The organism is Verrucomicrobiia bacterium (genome assembly GCA_019694135.1).
In the GTDB taxonomy this organism is placed as follows: Bacteria; Verrucomicrobiota; Verrucomicrobiia; order JADLBR01; family JAIBCM01; genus JAIBCM01.
This window is the reverse complement of the sequence record JAIBCM010000001.1, coordinates 240,601-256,670: the sequence shown is the minus strand read 5'-3', so window position 1 is coordinate 256,670 and position 16,070 is coordinate 240,601. Positions and strand designations below refer to the sequence as shown.

Here is a 16,070-nt window from a genome sequence, read left to right as displayed (position 1 = left end):
AAAATGCTTATGAATAAAAAATTACGTTTTTTAGGGATTTTTATTATTATCACGAGTTTTGCGGGAGTCACAAGCGCTTTTGATTTTTGGTCGAAATTAAAACAACCCACAGCGACTAATGAGCAATCCCAAACTACCATTCAAGTCGATGATGGTGAAATCAATCGAGGTCAAGGGATGGTGACCAGTTATGCGCCGATTGTGAAAAAGGTGTCGCAGAGTGTGGTGAATATTTTTACGACGACGACGATTCATGAAACGGATCAAAGTTCGCCGTTTAACGACCCTTTCTTTCAACAGTTTTTTGGTTTTGATCCTTTTGGGGGGCAATCGCGAGAAAGGATTCGTAAAGAGCAAAATCTGGGATCGGGAGTCATTGTTTCGAAAGATGGTTATATTTTGACGAATAATCATGTGGTAGATCGCGCGGATGAGATTCAGGTTGCTTTGCCGAATGTGAAAAAGACTGTGGATGCGAAATTGGTAGGAAAAGATCCCAAGACGGATATTGCGGTTTTAAAGGTGGATGCTCCGGATTTGGTGCCGATTCATTTAGGAAATAGTGAGAAGATTGAAGTGGGCGATGTAGTGCTGGCGATTGGTAATCCGTTTAATATTGGACAAACGGTGACGATGGGAATTGTGAGTGCTTTAGGAAGGCGAAACGTTTTGGATGTGAATACTTACGAAGATTTTATTCAAACTGATGCTGCGATTAATCCGGGTAATTCAGGTGGCGCTTTGGTGGATGCTGCGGGGCGATTGATTGGGATTAATAGCGCGATTTTGAGTCGCACAGGAGGTAATCAAGGTATTGGATTTGCTGTGCCGATTAATCTGGCACGAAATGTGATGAGCCAGATTTTGAAGGAGGGTCGTGTCATACGCGGTTTTTTGGGAGTGGGAGTTCAAGAAATTACGCCAGATCTTGCTCAAGCCTTAAATCTTCCTTCGGAGGAAGGAGTTGCCATTACGAGTGTGGAACCGCAGAGCGCCGCGGCGGAGGCGGGGTTGAAGGCAGGTGATGTGATTTTAAAAATGGATGGGAAACCAGTAGAAGATACTAGACAATTTCGTTTTGCTGTTGGACAGAAAGCGCCCAATACGAAAATTAATCTTGATGTTTTTAGTGATGGAAAAGAGAAAAGTGTGGATGTGGCATTGAAGGAGTTAAAAGATGGTGAAACAATTGCGAATGTGCCTGCCACGACTCCGGAAAAAGGTTTTTTGGAAGGAGTGGTTATCGGTGATTTGAATGGTGAAATGAGAAGGCAGCTTCAAGTGCCGGTGAATTTGCAAGGCGCGGTGGTGATGAGTATTGATGAAGACGCTCTGGCAGCGCAAGGGGGGACTGGACTACGACGGGGTGATGTGATTTTGGAGTTGAACCAGAAGCCGGTGAAAAGTGCGAATGATTTGGTCAAGTTGAGTTCGAATCTAGAAAAGAAATTGGTGTTGTTGCGAGTATGGCGGCAAGGGGCGATGCTTTTTATTACGGTTAATCTCGAATCCTAGTCGAAATATGGCAACTTATTTTTGGATAGGGTTGGGAAGCGCTTTAGGGGGTATTGGCCGACATTTGGTTTCGGTTTGGTCAGTAAAGCATTGGGGAGTGGTTTTTCCTTGGGGCACTTTAATTGTTAATGTGCTCGGTTCATTTTTAATTGGATTGGTTTCAGTTTGGGTTGGGAGCGAAAGACGGTTGTGGTTGGGCATCGAGATGCAGCAATTTTTGATGATTGGATTTTTTGGGGGTTTTACCACTTTTTCTTCGTTTAGTTTGCAAAATTTAAATCTTTTACAAACGGGCGAATGGCAACGCGCGTTGGCTAATATTTTTTTAAGTTTAACGTTGTGTTTGTTTAGCGTGTGGTTGGGTTGGGGCTTAGGAAAATTAATTGGGTTTCGTTAATTCTTTTTGCAACCATTTCCCTTCACTATTTTGAATCCATTCTCCGGGGAAAGAAGAGGCTTGGAAACGTTGTGCTGACTCTTTTTCTAAGGAGGCCAGGGATTTGCCGGTGCGTCGACTTTCCATCGTGTTAATAAATTGGCGATCGGTATTTTCGGCTTTTACAAGTGATTGAATATAGTTTTCTTGATTTTGCCAAGTGGGCGGAATATTAAGCACAGTTAAGTAGCCATTTTGATTTTCGCCGATAATACGATTGTCTTTTAGATTTTGAATTTCAGACATGCGATTGCGACGTGTTGTTGCGACAGGTGGGAGATTGGTTTCATTAGCGGTGCTAGGTTTTTGAACGACTTCCACTTTCATATTGACATCAATTTTGACCGGTTCTGGTGTGGAAAGTCGCACATTGGGCGCGCAACCCCATAAGAAAATGCTGAGGAAAAGTAAAAAATAAAATGGAATAAATGGCATATTTTTTTTAGGGGGATGATTGTTCTTTGGGTAGGTGATGATAGTTGAGATCAAAGTTGCGTTGGCCTTCTTTTCCATCAAAATGGATTTTAATTGAACTAAGTGGTGGTGCATAGGCAAATGTGGTTTGACCCTTGGAATAATGATAGTCACGAAATGCTTCGAGTAAAATCTTTGTTAAATCCTGTTTGGTATGGTTCCATTCTTTGGGCAGTTTTTTGATGAGTTCGTCGAGAGTTATAATTTCAAATTTGCCAGCGCCTTGCATGATGAATTCACCTTCGGTTTTGTGAACTACGGTGCTTTGTCCGTGTGCGACAATTTTGCCATTAGCCACCCCTTCGATCAAAATTTTATCAGGTGAAAGAGTTTGGGTGATGGGAAGAAGTTTAATGTGAGTGGCAGCTAGGGAGATCGTCCACTGAAAGTTATTGGTAAAAAATAAAGAGGCCTGACCGTCCAGATATCCGCTGTAAGCTGCGCCGCCGAATCCTCCGTAAATTCCATTTTCATCGAAGGTGACAGAAAGCCAGAGATTTTTCGCTTGTAGCTCTTTCCATGCAATTTGACGAATGATAAGACGATTAACGATATTGTTGGCGTTAATTTGATTGCGAGGCAGCGCAAATTCTAACTCTCCTTCTAAATCTTCGACATATAAGCCATAGTTATGCCGATAATCCAAAGTAACTTTGGGCACGCGAAATCGGCTTTTCAAATGAAGATCGGAAAAGGTGGTTAGGACGAGATTGGTTTGTTCTGCTTCGAAAACCAGAGGAAGACGAAAATTGGGTTGTCCCAGGCTAGCAATAGTCACTGCCCCGCCGCGGATTTCAAACTCGCCAATGGACCAGGAGTTTCTTGCGCTATTGACTTTGGGTAGGCGTTGAAATTGTTTGCTTAAATATTTGGTGACCCAAAAAAGATCCTGACCAATGAAAATTTCTGGAGCAAGAAAGATAAGTTTTTCGACACGTTGATTGAGTAATCCGGTTGGAGTGAAAGCTACGCGCAATAGTTCAAAGGAAAAAATACGGGCTTGAGGGTCAAAGGGAGAATAAAGCGAAAAATTAGGAATTTCCACTACTTGCAATGATTCCTCATCGGTATTCAATTTAAAATTTTGTAGTGTGATATTTAAGGGAATGAGTAAGGGCGGAATGCCAGGGCCTAAACCACCAAACTCAATCAGACCATGTTTGATGGTTAAGTTTTTGAAGGATAACGGAAAAGAAAGCTTTTTTTTGCGAGTTGGAGTTTTAAGTCGAGTTAAGGAGCGACGAAATTCTTTAGTGGCTTGTTTAGCTTTTTGTTTTTGATCTTGGACAATTTCCTCCCATGAAATTTTCCAGATTGGGGTGTCAAGAGTTAGTGATTCAATAAAACCTTGATAAATTTTGGCAAAGTCTCCCTGTAAAGTTACGGTTTTGACAGTGAGTTCATCATCGATTTTGAGATCATGAATTTCGAGTGTTTTTAAAGATTTCCAACTAGCCGATCCCATTTCAATTTCGACCGGTAAAAATTTGCCCGCAAATAGCAACCAGGTTTTTGGAGAAATGGCGAGAGAAGCGATGAAAAAAAGAAAAAATATAAACAATAATCCAGTGCAAAGTATGAGGGTGTGTTTCCCCTTTTTTTTAGGTGGTAAATTTTTTTTAGAATCCGGAGTCGTCATGGTAGTGAGGGATTGAGCGAGCTTTTTTCCAGGGCGTAACGGGCAATGTGCGAAGGGATTTCGCTAAAATGATGGAGATGATAAAAATAATGAGGTTGATCATCTAACGTATAAGTGATGGGTTGGGGGTTGGAAGATTGGGTATAATCGTAATAGATGATTTTTGGTAAAAAGAATTCAAAGGTTTGAATATCGATAAAACTTTTGGCAAAGGAGGATGAAGGAAGCGCGGTGAGTCGTATGATGTTAATGCCTGCTGAGGGAGTTTTGATGATGATGAGTTCGTCGAGTGTTATGGATATTTTAGCGATTTGGAGTTGGTTTTGTTCCCAGATTTTTTCTGCTGTTACTAAATTGAGTTGCGAAAGGGTAGCGGCTTCGGGTCGAGGAAAGTCGATGGGGTTGGTAAGAAAGAGTTTTTGAGCTGTAAGTTGAATGGGGAGTTGAGTTGGTATCTTGACTTGATCAATTTGTAGAGAAAAGGAGGTAAAGTGTTGGATGCTCCATTCCAAAAGATGTTTGCTTAAGGATTCACGAAAAAAATAGAGGCCAAAAAGTAACAGGACAAGAAATCCAATTATATTGCACAGGCTGCGAAAGAGTCGAAACATGATAAGATTAGTTTAGAACGAGTCTTGGAATTGGAAAAGAGGAATGTAAAATCACTTGTGCTTTTTCTTTTTCTCTTTTGAAATAGGACGATGAAACATTCTCAAGAGTTTTTACAGTTAGTAGAACGGGTGAAGCCTCAAATTGAAGAAGTGACGATGGCTGAAGCAAGAGTTCGTTTGGAAAAAAGTCCGCAAGTTCGATTGATTGATGTGCGAGAAGATCACGAGTGGCAAGATGGGCATGCTGAGGGGGCTATGCATTTGGGAAGGGGTATCATCGAGCGCGATATTGTGGCGCAAGTGCCCGATAAAGCTACGGAGTTGATTTTGTATTGCGGTGGAGGCTATCGTTCGGCCTTAGTAGCAGCGAATTTGCAAATGATGGGTTATCAAAAAGTTTTTTCCTTGGCGGGCGGCTTCCGTGCGATTCAGGAGTCGGGTTATCCGATTGTAGTTTAATTTTCTGAAACAAAGAAGGCAGCGCAGGCTGTGTAGCCATGCACGTAAACACGATTGCCCATCGGCCCAATTTCGCCATTGCAGAAAAAACCGGTTAGAGGAACTGATCCGAGTTCTTTCTCTAAAAATCGAACATCGGTGTGAGATTTGCCATAAAGGGCTTTTCCTCGCCCGTTACATAGACAAAGTAAAGCAGCTTTAATGCGAGAGGGTGAAATTTTGGATTTGAGTTGCTGAAGAGAAAAATGGAGGTGTTGGAAAGCGATATGGGGATCGCGCATGTGAAATTGAACCATTTGATTGTCGCGAGCGCGGATTCCGATTACTAATGATCCAACGTCTTCGTTGATGCCAATGATGTTATGAATCAAAAAATCGCCTAGTTGAAAATCTTTTGGGTAATCATGAACGGCTAATCCAAGGTATAGATTGTTACGAATTTGTTTTCGGGTGGTATTATCGATCTGGGTGAAAAGTTGAGTCAGGGCAAACAGAGCGCTATGGTCGTCCAAACAATGAATGACATTTTCGGTTGCCTGAGTGATGGCATAGGGTTTGCCAATCGGTTTACATCCTTGCGAGACTAACGTTTGGATTTGGAAAGGCCCTTCTAGAAACACAATTAATGCGCCTGCTGTTAGGATGTCTTGATTGTGAAAAAGAAAGGTTCGATATTCTCCACTGCCACTGGTGGCCATGCCACCGATCATGGGAGTGTCCGGGTAGGCATTGCTTAATTGTTCAGTTAATTGTTGAACTCGGAGCGTGAAAGGATCGGCAAAAATAAAAACTCCTCGAACAGATTCCGGTGAACATTCGCTTTCATAATGCCAAAATCCTGGACCAGAAGATTCGTCTAAAAAATTTTGTGTAACGGGTTGAATAGTGGCCTTGAGATCGGGAAGAGATAATAATAAAATGCTAATAGCGGTTTGATCTTCGTATTCTTTCTGATTTCCAATAACGCCACTACTCGAACAGCCAGCAAGTTGTAGAGGTTGAAAAATTTCATCAATTAATGCCACTATTTCTCTATAATTTTTTTCATGTTTTCCGGAAATGAAAACGAGAGCAAGAGAGACGGGATGAGAACATTGTTTTTTATTTTTTTGAAAATCGTGACGAATATCTTTCAATGAGAGAGAATTTGTTGTAAACGCAATAGCTTCGTCCATACCATGCCTACCTATTTTAACATATTTTATATGCTCCTAAGCTGAAGCAATACCCTATTTTTATATTTACGATATAAATTAACGTTCATTTCCTTAAAAAATCTTTCTCTTCAACCTTTTAATATTACACTTAAATCTTATGTTACAAGTAGGAATTGTAGGATTACCCAATGTTGGTAAGAGCACACTGTTTAATGCAGTGACTAAAACGCGCAATGCCCAAGCGGCTAATTACCCTTTTTGCACCATTGATCCCAACACAGGCATCGTGACTGTTCCCGATGCGAGGTTGGAGCGATTAAGTCAGCTTTCGCACTCGCAAAAAGTAATTCCGGCAGCCATTGAGTTTATTGATATTGCTGGTCTGGTGAAAGGTGCGAGTCAAGGTGAGGGATTGGGCAATCAATTTTTGGCTCATATTCGACAAGCCGATGCCATTGTTCAAGTTGTGCGCTGTTTTGAAGACGAAAATATTCATCATGTTAGTGGTAGGATTGATCCGCTAACTGATATTGAAGTAATTAATACGGAGTTAATCCTGGCTGATTTGGCGACCCTTCAAAAGCGCAGTGAGCGTTTGCAAAAACAAGTGCGAGCGGCGGATCGGGAGGCAAAAAAGGAACTGGATTTGTTGCAAAAATTGGAGCCTCATCTCAATCAAAATTTTCCGGCTCGAACATTTTCTTTTACTGACGATGAAAAAAAAATAGTTGCTTCACTTCATTTGCTAAGCATGAAACCGACTCTTTTTGCCTGCAATGTTGCAGAAAAGGATTTGGCGAATGCCTCGCAAAATATTTTTGTTAAGCAGGTAAAAGATTATGTTGTGCAACATTTAGATGCTGAAGTGGTAGTAATTTCGGCTCAAATTGAAGCGGATTTGGTTGATTTATCGACTGAAGATGCTGTGGCTTATCTCAAAGAACTTGGAGTGGAAGAATCAGGAGTGGGGGCATTGATTCGCGCGGCTTATCATCTTTTGGGTTTACAAACCTATTTTACCACAGGAGAAAAAGAGACACGCGCTTGGACCATTCACAAAGGAGACACCGCACCGCGCGCGGCGGGGGTTATTCATACCGATTTTGAGCGAGGTTTTATTGCGGCCGAAACGGTGGCTTACGATGATTTGATAACTCTAGGTTCTTTTGCAAAGGCGAGAGAGATGGGTAAACTTCGTCTTGAAGGCAAAGAATATATTGTTAAAGACGGTGATGTAATGGAGTTTCGTTTCAATGTATAGGATTGCGTCATTTTGACACAGTTTTTGATTTAAACTTTTTGTGATGAGGGAGAGAGTTATTCTCTATTTATACTCTGTTTTCCTCAGAAGTTAGATTTAGCAAAAAATTGGCATAAAATTTGTTAGTAAAGAATTATGGATTTTAGCAAATTTACCGAAAAGGCATCGGGTGCTTTATTGGAAGCCCAATCCGTTGCAGCTCAATTAGGTCATCAAGCGGTCGACATAGAACACCTCCTAAAAGCATTAATTCAACAACCCGGAGGTTTGGCGCCGCGTTTATTGGAGCGTGTTCCGGTTTCGCTCGATTTATTGAAAAGCCAGTTAGACGAAGCTCTAGCAAAACAACCTGCCGTCAAAAGTAGTAATACACAACCAATGGGCGGAGTTTATGTGACTCAGCGTTTGAATCAATTATTAGCAAGTGCCCAGGAAGAGGCGAAACGGTTGAAAGATGACTATACTAGCGTGGAGCATTTATTGTTAGCGATGCTGAGTGAACCGGAAACTGTTACGACACAAAAAATTTTCAAAAAGATAGGGCTTAACAAAAATAATTTTCTTGCAGCTATGACCGCTGTGCGCGGAAATCAGCGTGTGACAACTCAAAACCCTGAAGGAACATACGAGGCGCTAGAAAAATATGGTCGTGATCTCACGCGGGCAGCTCAGCAAAATAAGCTCGATCCTGTTATTGGTCGCGACACAGAAATTCGTCGTGCCATTCAAGTGCTTTCGCGTCGCACCAAGAATAATCCTGTGCTCATCGGCGAACCCGGCGTGGGTAAGACCGCGATTGTGGAAGGATTAGCGCGTCGCATTGTTTCCGGCGATGTGCCCGAGAGTTTAAAGGACAAAAAGATTATTGCTCTTGATATGGGTGCTTTAATTGCAGGAGCCAAATATCGCGGTGAATTCGAAGAACGTTTGAAAGCAGTATTGCAAGAGGTCACCAAAGCGGAAGGAGAAATTATTCTTTTTATTGACGAAATTCATACCGTTGTGGGCGCAGGAAAAACGGAAGGTTCCATGGATGCTGGCAATATGCTCAAGCCGATGCTAGCGCGTGGGGAATTGCATTGTATTGGAGCGACCACTTTGGATGAATATCGTAAATATATTGAAAAAGACGCCGCTTTGGAACGACGCTTCCAACCTGTCATGGTCGAGGAGCCAAGCGTCGAAGACACCATTTCTATTTTGCGCGGATTGCGTCAGCGCTACGAAGTGCATCATGGTGTTCGCATTCAGGACAGCGCTCTAGTCGCTGCTGCGACACTTTCGCATCGTTATATTTCAGACCGTTTTTTGCCAGACAAAGCGATTGATCTCATGGATGAAGCGGCTGCCAAACTTCGCACTGAAATCGAAAGTATGCCGGAAGAGTTAGAAACATTGGAGCGACGACTCATGCAGCTGGAAATTGAGCGGGAAGCGTTGCGACGCGAAAAAGATTCCGCCTCTCAAGAGCGTTTGACCAATTTGGAAAAAGAAATTGCCAACCAAAAATCCAAACGCGACGCTTTAAAAGCTCAATGGGAAAATGAAAAGCAGTCGGTTGAGAAAGTTCGCACTCTGCGTCGCGATATTGAGCAAATTCGCAACCAAATAGAAATAGCGCAGCGTCACCAAGATTATAATAAAGCCGCCGAACTACAATATGGCAAGCTGCCCACTTTGGAAAAAGAGCTTCAAGAAAAAGAAAAATCCATCCTTTCAACAAAAGAAAATAAACCTTTGATCCAAGAAGAAGTCACGGCAGAAGAAATTGCCGAAGTCGTTTCGCGTTGGAGCGGTATTCCCGTTTCGCGATTGATGGAGGGTGAAAAAGCTAAGCTTTTAGTTTTGGATGAGATTTTGCACGAACGTGTCATTGGCCAGGACGAAGCGGTGCAAGCCGTTTCCGATGCGGTCATTCGCGCGCGCAGTGGATTAAAGGATCCGAAACGTCCGATCGGCTCTTTCATTTTTTTGGGACCGACTGGTGTGGGTAAAACAGAGTTGGCCCGCGCCTTGGCGGAAAGTCTTTTTGATAGCGAAGAAAATATGATTCGCATCGACATGAGCGAATATATGGAAAAGCACACGGTGGCGCGGCTGATTGGCGCTCCTCCAGGTTATATCGGTTATGAGGAAGGAGGGCAGTTAACCGAAGCCGTGCGCCGCAAACCGTATTGCGTAATTCTTTTTGATGAAATCGAAAAAGCGCATCACGATGTTTTTAATGTTTTCTTGCAAATCCTGGATGATGGGCGTTTGACCGATAGCCAAGGTCGCACAGTGGATTTTAAAAACACCCTGATCATTATGACTTCTAATATTGGCAGCCCGATTTTGATGGAAGGTGTTACGGAAAAAGGAGAAATTGCCGAATCGGCTCGCAAGCAAATCATGGACGAAATGCGTCGCCATTTTCGTCCTGAATTTTTGAATCGTGTGGATGAAATTGTTTTATTTAAACCGCTTACTTTGCAGGAGATTAAACGCATTGTGGATTTGCAACTGGATTTGTTGCGAAAACGTTTAGCCGATCGTTTTATCCAGCTTGAACTTACTGAAGCAGCGAAAGAGTTTATTGCGCGCGAAGGGTATGATCCCGTTTATGGCGCACGCCCTTTAAAACGTTTCTTGCAGCGCGAAGTGGAAACGGCTTTGTCTCGAAAAATGTTGCAAGGCGAAATTTCAGAGTATTCGGGTGTGAAAGTGGATTTCCGAGCTGGTAAATTAGAGTTTACGATAAAACCTTTGAAACATTGACAAGGTAAGGGAGAATTTTTAAAAAAGAACTGATGAATACGATAAAAAGAATCGGCTTGGGTTGTTTTATCATGATGTTTGCAGCGCAACTTTTTGCGCAGATGCCACAATTTAATTTAGTAGAAAATGGCGATTTTACTAAAGGCAAAGCGGGTTGGGAAACGAAAGGTAAAATTGTTAAATTAAAAGAAGGCAAAGAAGCGACTGATGGCGATCCAGCTCTGATGATTGAGCTGGATAAGAAAAAAGAGCAGACTTTTTCTCAACTTTTTAAAATTCCTAAAGGGGTAGGATTTATTAAAATTCGTTTTCAAGTCAGAACTAGCGACGACTTTGAGATGGCTTCGTCCCAGCCTATGGAAGTTACGATGTGGGGAGGTAATGCTCACTTTGATGCGCTAGTGCATCACGAAAAATTGGAGCGATCAACTGAATGGCAGGAAAGATGGGTTTCAACGGATGCGACCACGGAAAAAGTGGGAATCCAGGTTACTTTGAAACCGGGCAAGGGTAAGGTTTATTTTGATAACTTTGTTTCCGAAATTAAAGCCAATTAATCACCACGACAAATTTCCAGTGCGCGTTGACAATCGGGAAGCGTGACTTGATCCGAGACAAAAGCAGAACCTAGCCCCGAAGTTAAAACAAATCGAATTTTCCCTTCTTTAAATTTTTTATCGCGTTGCAAAAGTTCCATCGTTTCCGCCACGTTTAGATCTGGTTGACGAATCGGTAATTGATATTGGGCAAGAAGTTGAGTAATGCGATTGGCTTCTTCCGATAAAAGGTCAGCGTGTTTGACGCTTAAATAAGTAGCGCCTACCATGCCTAAACTGATCGCTTCGCCATGCAAAAGCCCGCCAAAACCGGCTTGTGCTTCAATCGCGTGACCGAGAGTGTGTCCGAAATTCAATAAGGCGCGCACGTCTTGGGTTTCGAATTCGTCCTCTTCCACAATGCGCGCTTTGATTTCGCAACAACGTTTAATAATGGGTGTCCAATCTTCCGGCATACCTTTTTTCAACGTTTCAAAAAGCGCCGCATCCCGAATAATGCCATATTTAATAATTTCCGCTGTTGAGGCGTAGAGTTGTCGAAGTGGCAGGGTCTTTAAAACGTTCGGATCGATCAAAACGAGAGAGGGTTGATGAAACGTGCCTACGAGATTTTTGCCTTCGGGCAGATTGATGCCAGTTTTTCCACCAACCGAGCTATCGACCATGGCCAAGAGAGTCGTGGGAATTTGCACGAGCGGTATGCCGCGCATGTAAAGGCTCGCGATGAGACCTGCCGCATCGCCAATCGCGCCACCGCCCCAAGCGATGATAAAGGAATGACGATCTAAATTTAGCTTGGCGAGTTCCGATAAAACGCGACCTACCTCCGACCAGCTTTTGGAAAGTTCGCCATCGCTCATGGTGATCAGATGGCTCGAAATATTTTGAGAGTGGAGCGATTGCAAAAGCGGTTCCGCGTAGTATTGCGCGACTTCTGCTGAGGACAAAATCGCAGCTTTTTTGCTGGCAATTTTTGATGCAATCATTTCACCTGCTCGCGACAAAAGTCCTGCTTCGATGTAAATCGAATAACTTCGCGAATCTAAAGCGATGTCTACGTTTTCCATGGTTTGCTATTTAGCCACAGACCTGCCTGCATTGCAACGTTCGTCAATTAACGGATGTTGCAGTCTAAGATGAAAGGGATGATGTAGGAAATTTTAGTTGTGCTTAAATACAATCCAGTTACGGACGAGGGATGGCTAATCCTGGATTGGGTTGAGTTTGGGAGAGAAGTTGATTCATCTCGGCAGGAGCAGGCTTTAATAGTCCGTTCTTTAAGCCAGAGTCTGTCATGGCTTTAATTTGATCTGGAGTTAAAGTTGTTAATGATTTCGGCAAGCCAAACAGTAATGAATCACTAATAAAATTGATATCTTCACCCTCACCTAACATTAAATTAACACTAAAAGTTTCTCTATTAAAATGTTCTAACCCTATAGTGTGACCAAACTCATGGCCTGCAACTAGTGTTCGAGTTTTTCTTCCAATAAAGACGGCTCTATGTCCATGAGACAGCGCTGAAGTAGCTAAGCCAGCTACATGGTCATCTGCCTCGCGGGTGATTTCTTTATCTCCCGTAAGCATTACTCTAATTACTTCGTCGTTATCCTCAGGATTCTTATCACGAGTATATTTTGCTAAAAATTGGATTTCCGGATCGCTTAATCTTTTCCCTGCATCAATGTAGTAGGCAGGTGTCATTTGAGATCGTTGATAAACCTCTCCTTTATAATCGAGATCGGAAACTTTTGGGTCAAAAAGTGGAGCTTCTAAAGTTTGCGTAGGCAAAGCTTGAATGAGATAGCCAGCTGGGGCTAAAGATTGTTGGGCTTGTTGTAAGCGTTTCTTAATTTCTTTAGAAGTGGTAATAGGCTTGCCATTTTTGTCCTTAAAAAGGTAAGGGCGAACCTTTGCAATAAATTTTACGGGAACTAAAGCCATCGTTTCCTTGTCATGGTAAGAAACAGATATCCGGCTTCCTACATTTGCTAACACGGTCATGTCACCGGCTTTGTTGTCTTTGCGGCCTTGGGTTGGAAATCGATCGACATCAGGGAATGACGTTAAAATCATTGCTTCAGAACGGTATAGGCTTGATTGGCCGTCAACCTTATAAAGAGTCACTGCAGTCCAATCTTTGATTTCAGGGTTATAAGGGTTCTGAGTTTTTAGCGTAACTTGAATGGTATTAGCTGTAAGCTTGGGATCATGATATTGAACGTAAAATCGATCCCTTGACTTATGAGGTTCAAAATCGCCTGGCTTATAAAGATTTTTCGTTTTGGGATCGATTTTGTAACCCTCAACAAGTTTGTTGATAGTAAAAGGTTCAGATTGCCATTGATCGCTAGCTTCATCGTAATGAAAGGTTATCGTAAAGGGTTTATTAGAGTCTTTGATGGGGAAGGATATGGTTAAGGGTTTGCTCGTATCAGCATTTATGTCATGATGAACAAAATAAATGGCGTTTTCACGGTTAGAGGAGGTAATAATGTCGGCAGGTGTAAGAGAGCCATTTTGAAGGGAGAGTCCCAGATCAGAATCCTGGAGAAGATATTTTCCATTTTTATATTCGATGAGAGAATATTCAGTCAAGCGAGCGCTGTCATCCAGACTTGCGATGGATAATTGATTGGTTTGATTGAAGTTTGCATCGATGATTTCAAGTTTAACTTGGTTTGCAGCTTCTCGATCAAAAGCTGTCTCTAATCGCCCTACACGTTCTTCTTTAGAATCATCTTTGTCCATAAATAATGGGTTACTAAAATCGAGAAATTGGCTTTTGTCAACTGGTTGTTACGATGGGATTTAAAGATGTTCTATTAATCCATCGATTGCTTTTCCTATCATCCTCGGGCTTGACCCACAACTTTCCGAAGTGCTTCAATTATCTCTTATATAGCTAAGAAAAACCTTTTGTCATTCCAGATTCGATCGGGAATCCATTCTTTATTCTTCTGGATCCCCGTCCGGCGGCTGCCGGACGAGGATGACATGGGGGTGTATTCGGTGTTTGCAGGTTTTGCAGGTAACACTTAGCATTTTTTGTAAGCTCGAGGATGGTAAAAATGGTAGTGGTTTTCTGTATTGTGCAAAATTATTATGACTGAGTCAAATTGTCTCTATTTGTGTGTCATGTAATCTCGTTATGGTAGTTTTTTGTTTAAAAATAAGAGCACTAAGACTAGGTAAATTTGATTTGGCACGGAAATTGCTAGGATAACAGTATGGCAAAGATATTAGGCATAGATTTAGGAACGACGAACTCTTGTATGGCCGTTATGGACGGGGGAGAACCGAATGTTTTGGAAAACTCAGAGGGAGCGCGCACGACGCCTTCGATTGTGGCTTTTACGAAAACTGGTGAGCGTTTGGTCGGGCAAGCTGCGAAGCGTCAAGCGGTTACTAATTCGCAAAACACGATTTTTTCTGTGAAACGGTTTATGGGGCGCAAATTTGCTGAAGTTCAAGATGAGCTTAAACGCGTTCCTTATAAGGTGGTGCAAGCATCAAATGGTGATGCACATATTGAAGTGACGGTTAACGGTGAGAAAAAACAATTTAGCCCGCCCGAAATTTCAGCGATGATTTTAGGTAAGCTCAAAGCGGATGCGGAAGCTAAGCTAGGTGAAAAAATTACTCAGGCCGTTATTACGGTTCCGGCTTATTTTAATGATTCACAACGTCAAGCGACCAAAGATGCGGGTAAAATTGCTGGTTTAGAGGTGCTTCGTATTGTGAATGAACCCACGGCGGCATCATTGGCTTACGGTTTGGATAAAAAGAAGGATGAAAAGATTGCAGTTTACGATTTAGGTGGTGGAACTTTTGATATTTCGGTTTTGGAAATTGGCGATGGCGTTTTTGAAGTTAAAGCCACCAATGGTGACACTCATTTGGGTGGTGATGATTGGGATCATGCGATTGTGGATTGGTTATTGAAAGAGTTTCAAACCGATACCGGTATTGATCTTACTAAGCAACCGGATGCATTACAGCGTTTAAAAGAAGAAGCGGAAAAATCTAAGATTGCTCTGTCTTCCGCGCAACAATATGAGATTAATTTGCCCTTTATCACGGCGGATCAAACTGGACCGAAACACATTCAGAAAACTTTGACTCGCGCGAAACTGGAACAGTTAACTGATGCTTTGGCCGAGCGAACGATTACACCGGTTAAAAATTGTTTGAATGACGCGAAATTAAGCGCCAACCAAGTCGATGAATTGGTTTTAGTTGGTGGTATGACCCGCATGCCCAAGATCGTCGAGACGGCACGTCAATTGATCGGCAAGGAACCGCACAAGGGGGTGAATCCCGATGAAGTGGTTGCGATTGGCGCAGCAATTCAAGGTGGCGTGTTAAAAGGTGATGTGAAGGATGTTTTGTTATTGGATGTTACGCCTTTGTCTTTGGCGATTGAGACATTAGGTAGTGTGGCGACTCCGATGATTCCTCGCAACACGACGATTCCAACGCGAAAAACGCAAACGTTTTCTACAGCGGCCGATAATCAACCTGGCGTTGAAATCAAAGTGCTTCAAGGCGAACGTCCGATGGCGAATGACAATAAGCAACTTGGCATTTTCCATTTGGATGGCATTCCTCCTGCGCCTCGTGGTGTGCCACAAATTGAGGTGACATTTGATATTGATGCTAATGGAATTTTGCATGTTTCCGCAAAAGATTTAGGAACAGGCAAGGAACAAAAAATTTCTATCACCGGTTCTTCAGGACTTTCCAAAGATGAAGTCGAAAAAATGAAGCAAGACGCGGAATCGCATGCAGCCGAGGATCAAAAAGTCAAAGAACGCATCGAAGTTCGCAATCAAACGGATAACGCGGCTTATTCTGCAGAAAAATTATTGCGCGATTTAGGCGATAAAGTTTCGGCAGATGTGAAGGGGCGCATTGAGCAAAAAATAGAAAAAGTTAAAGAAACGCTCAAAGGCGAAGACACTGCGGCAATGAAAGCAGCAGCAGACGAGCTTAATAAAGAAGTGCAGGAAGTTTCTGCGGAACTTTATCGCAAGGCTTCCACGGAAGCTTCGGCAGCAGGCGCGGCAGGTGCAGGACAAACTTCACCTAATGGGGAAGGTCAAAAATCTGAATCCAGTAATGAAGGCGTGATTGATGCTGAAATTGTGGACGATAAAAAATAAATTTTAAAAATCTTAAAAGTTAAAACACTTAACGAAAGG

At 42.5% G+C, this 16,070-nt stretch carries 13 protein-coding genes; 7 read left to right on the top strand and 6 right to left on the bottom strand.

Going from position 1 to position 16,070, the window contains the following annotated elements:
* Positions 1-9: 9 nt before the first annotated feature.
* Positions 10-1,515 carry a DegQ family serine endoprotease gene (locus K1X66_01245; GenBank protein ID MBX7157000.1) on the top strand — a complete coding sequence of 502 codons (1,506 nt, stop codon included), beginning with the start codon at positions 10-12 and terminating at the stop codon, positions 1,513-1,515.
* 7 nt (positions 1,516-1,522) lie between these two features.
* On the top strand, positions 1,523-1,912 hold the full coding sequence (gene crcB, locus K1X66_01240) for a fluoride efflux transporter CrcB (GenBank protein MBX7156999.1): 390 nt from the start codon (positions 1,523-1,525) through the stop codon (positions 1,910-1,912).
* Here the strand turns inward: crcB and K1X66_01235 are convergent.
* Genes K1X66_01235 through K1X66_01225 form a run of 3 tightly spaced genes read right to left on the bottom strand, consistent with a single transcriptional unit; the run spans position 1,895 to position 4,576 of the window.
* Positions 1,895-2,386: a YdbL family protein gene (locus K1X66_01235; GenBank protein ID MBX7156998.1), complete on the bottom strand. Its 492-nt coding sequence runs from the start codon at positions 2,384-2,386 to the stop codon at positions 1,895-1,897. The genes crcB and K1X66_01235 overlap by 18 nt on opposite strands.
* A 7-nt stretch (positions 2,387-2,393) precedes the next feature.
* Positions 2,394-4,064, bottom strand: a complete 1,671-nt coding sequence (locus K1X66_01230; GenBank protein MBX7156997.1) for a hypothetical protein — start codon at positions 4,062-4,064, stop codon at positions 2,394-2,396.
* The gene (locus K1X66_01225) at positions 4,061-4,576 is read right to left on the bottom strand and encodes a hypothetical protein (GenBank protein MBX7156996.1); all 516 of its coding nucleotides are present in this window, start codon (positions 4,574-4,576) and stop codon (positions 4,061-4,063) included. Before K1X66_01225 ends, K1X66_01230 begins: the two co-directional genes overlap by 4 nt.
* Before the next feature lie 189 nt (positions 4,577-4,765).
* On the opposite strand from K1X66_01225, the gene K1X66_01220 reads away from it, so the two are divergent.
* Complete coding sequence (locus K1X66_01220; protein MBX7156995.1) at positions 4,766-5,134, top strand: sulfurtransferase; 369 nt, start codon at positions 4,766-4,768, stop codon at positions 5,132-5,134.
* Here K1X66_01220 and K1X66_01215 read toward each other — a convergent pair.
* Positions 5,131-6,309 (bottom strand): FIST C-terminal domain-containing protein, encoded by a 1,179-nt coding sequence (locus K1X66_01215; protein MBX7156994.1) that lies wholly within the window; start codon positions 6,307-6,309, stop codon positions 5,131-5,133. The genes K1X66_01220 and K1X66_01215 overlap by 4 nt on opposite strands.
* Before the next feature lie 139 nt (positions 6,310-6,448).
* Here K1X66_01215 and ychF point away from each other — a divergent pair, with 139 nt between their 5' ends.
* From ychF to K1X66_01200, 3 genes are all read left to right on the top strand, one after another.
* Complete coding sequence (gene ychF, locus K1X66_01210; protein ID MBX7156993.1) at positions 6,449-7,552, top strand: redox-regulated ATPase YchF; 1,104 nt, start codon at positions 6,449-6,451, stop codon at positions 7,550-7,552.
* Between the two features lie 135 nt (positions 7,553-7,687).
* Positions 7,688-10,309, top strand: coding sequence for an ATP-dependent chaperone ClpB (clpB, locus tag K1X66_01205; protein ID MBX7156992.1), 2,622 nt, complete (start codon positions 7,688-7,690; stop codon positions 10,307-10,309).
* A gap of 32 nt (positions 10,310-10,341) precedes the next feature.
* Complete coding sequence (locus K1X66_01200) at positions 10,342-10,866, top strand: hypothetical protein (GenBank protein MBX7156991.1); 525 nt, start codon at positions 10,342-10,344, stop codon at positions 10,864-10,866.
* Here the strand turns inward: K1X66_01200 and aroB are convergent.
* Positions 10,863-11,933 carry a 3-dehydroquinate synthase gene (gene aroB / locus K1X66_01195; GenBank protein MBX7156990.1) on the bottom strand — a complete coding sequence of 357 codons (1,071 nt, stop codon included), beginning with the start codon at positions 11,931-11,933 and terminating at the stop codon, positions 10,863-10,865. The two genes, K1X66_01200 and aroB, sit on opposite strands and share 4 nt — an antisense overlap.
* A 118-nt stretch (positions 11,934-12,051) precedes the next feature.
* The gene (locus K1X66_01190) at positions 12,052-13,617 is read right to left on the bottom strand and encodes a hypothetical protein (protein ID MBX7156989.1); all 1,566 of its coding nucleotides are present in this window, start codon (positions 13,615-13,617) and stop codon (positions 12,052-12,054) included.
* 479 nt (positions 13,618-14,096) lie between these two features.
* On the opposite strand from K1X66_01190, the gene dnaK reads away from it, so the two are divergent.
* Entirely contained in the window at positions 14,097-16,031 is a 1,935-nt protein-coding gene (dnaK, locus tag K1X66_01185) for a molecular chaperone DnaK (protein MBX7156988.1), read from the top strand.
* Positions 16,032-16,070: the final 39 nt, after the last annotated feature.

Bases quoted from the DNA above. Each gene is read 5' to 3' on its own strand.
- K1X66_01245 (MBX7157000.1), top strand. From the start codon at position 10: ATGAATAAAAAATTACGTTTTTTAGGGATTTTTATTATTATCACGAGT.
- crcB (MBX7156999.1), top strand. From the start codon at position 1,523: ATGGCAACTTATTTTTGGATAGGGTTGGGAAGCGCTTTAGGGGGTATT.
- K1X66_01235 (MBX7156998.1), bottom strand. From the start codon at position 2,386: ATGCCATTTATTCCATTTTATTTTTTACTTTTCCTCAGCATTTTCTTA.
- K1X66_01230 (MBX7156997.1), bottom strand. From the start codon at position 4,064: ATGACGACTCCGGATTCTAAAAAAAATTTACCACCTAAAAAAAAGGGG.
- K1X66_01220 (MBX7156995.1), top strand. From the start codon at position 4,766: ATGAAACATTCTCAAGAGTTTTTACAGTTAGTAGAACGGGTGAAGCCT.
- K1X66_01215 (MBX7156994.1), bottom strand. From the start codon at position 6,309: ATGGACGAAGCTATTGCGTTTACAACAAATTCTCTCTCATTGAAAGAT.
- ychF (MBX7156993.1), top strand. From the start codon at position 6,449: ATGTTACAAGTAGGAATTGTAGGATTACCCAATGTTGGTAAGAGCACA.
- clpB (MBX7156992.1), top strand. From the start codon at position 7,688: ATGGATTTTAGCAAATTTACCGAAAAGGCATCGGGTGCTTTATTGGAA.
- K1X66_01200 (MBX7156991.1), top strand. From the start codon at position 10,342: ATGAATACGATAAAAAGAATCGGCTTGGGTTGTTTTATCATGATGTTT.
- aroB (MBX7156990.1), bottom strand. From the start codon at position 11,933: ATGGAAAACGTAGACATCGCTTTAGATTCGCGAAGTTATTCGATTTAC.
- K1X66_01190 (MBX7156989.1), bottom strand. From the start codon at position 13,617: ATGGACAAAGATGATTCTAAAGAAGAACGTGTAGGGCGATTAGAGACA.
- dnaK (MBX7156988.1), top strand. From the start codon at position 14,097: ATGGCAAAGATATTAGGCATAGATTTAGGAACGACGAACTCTTGTATG.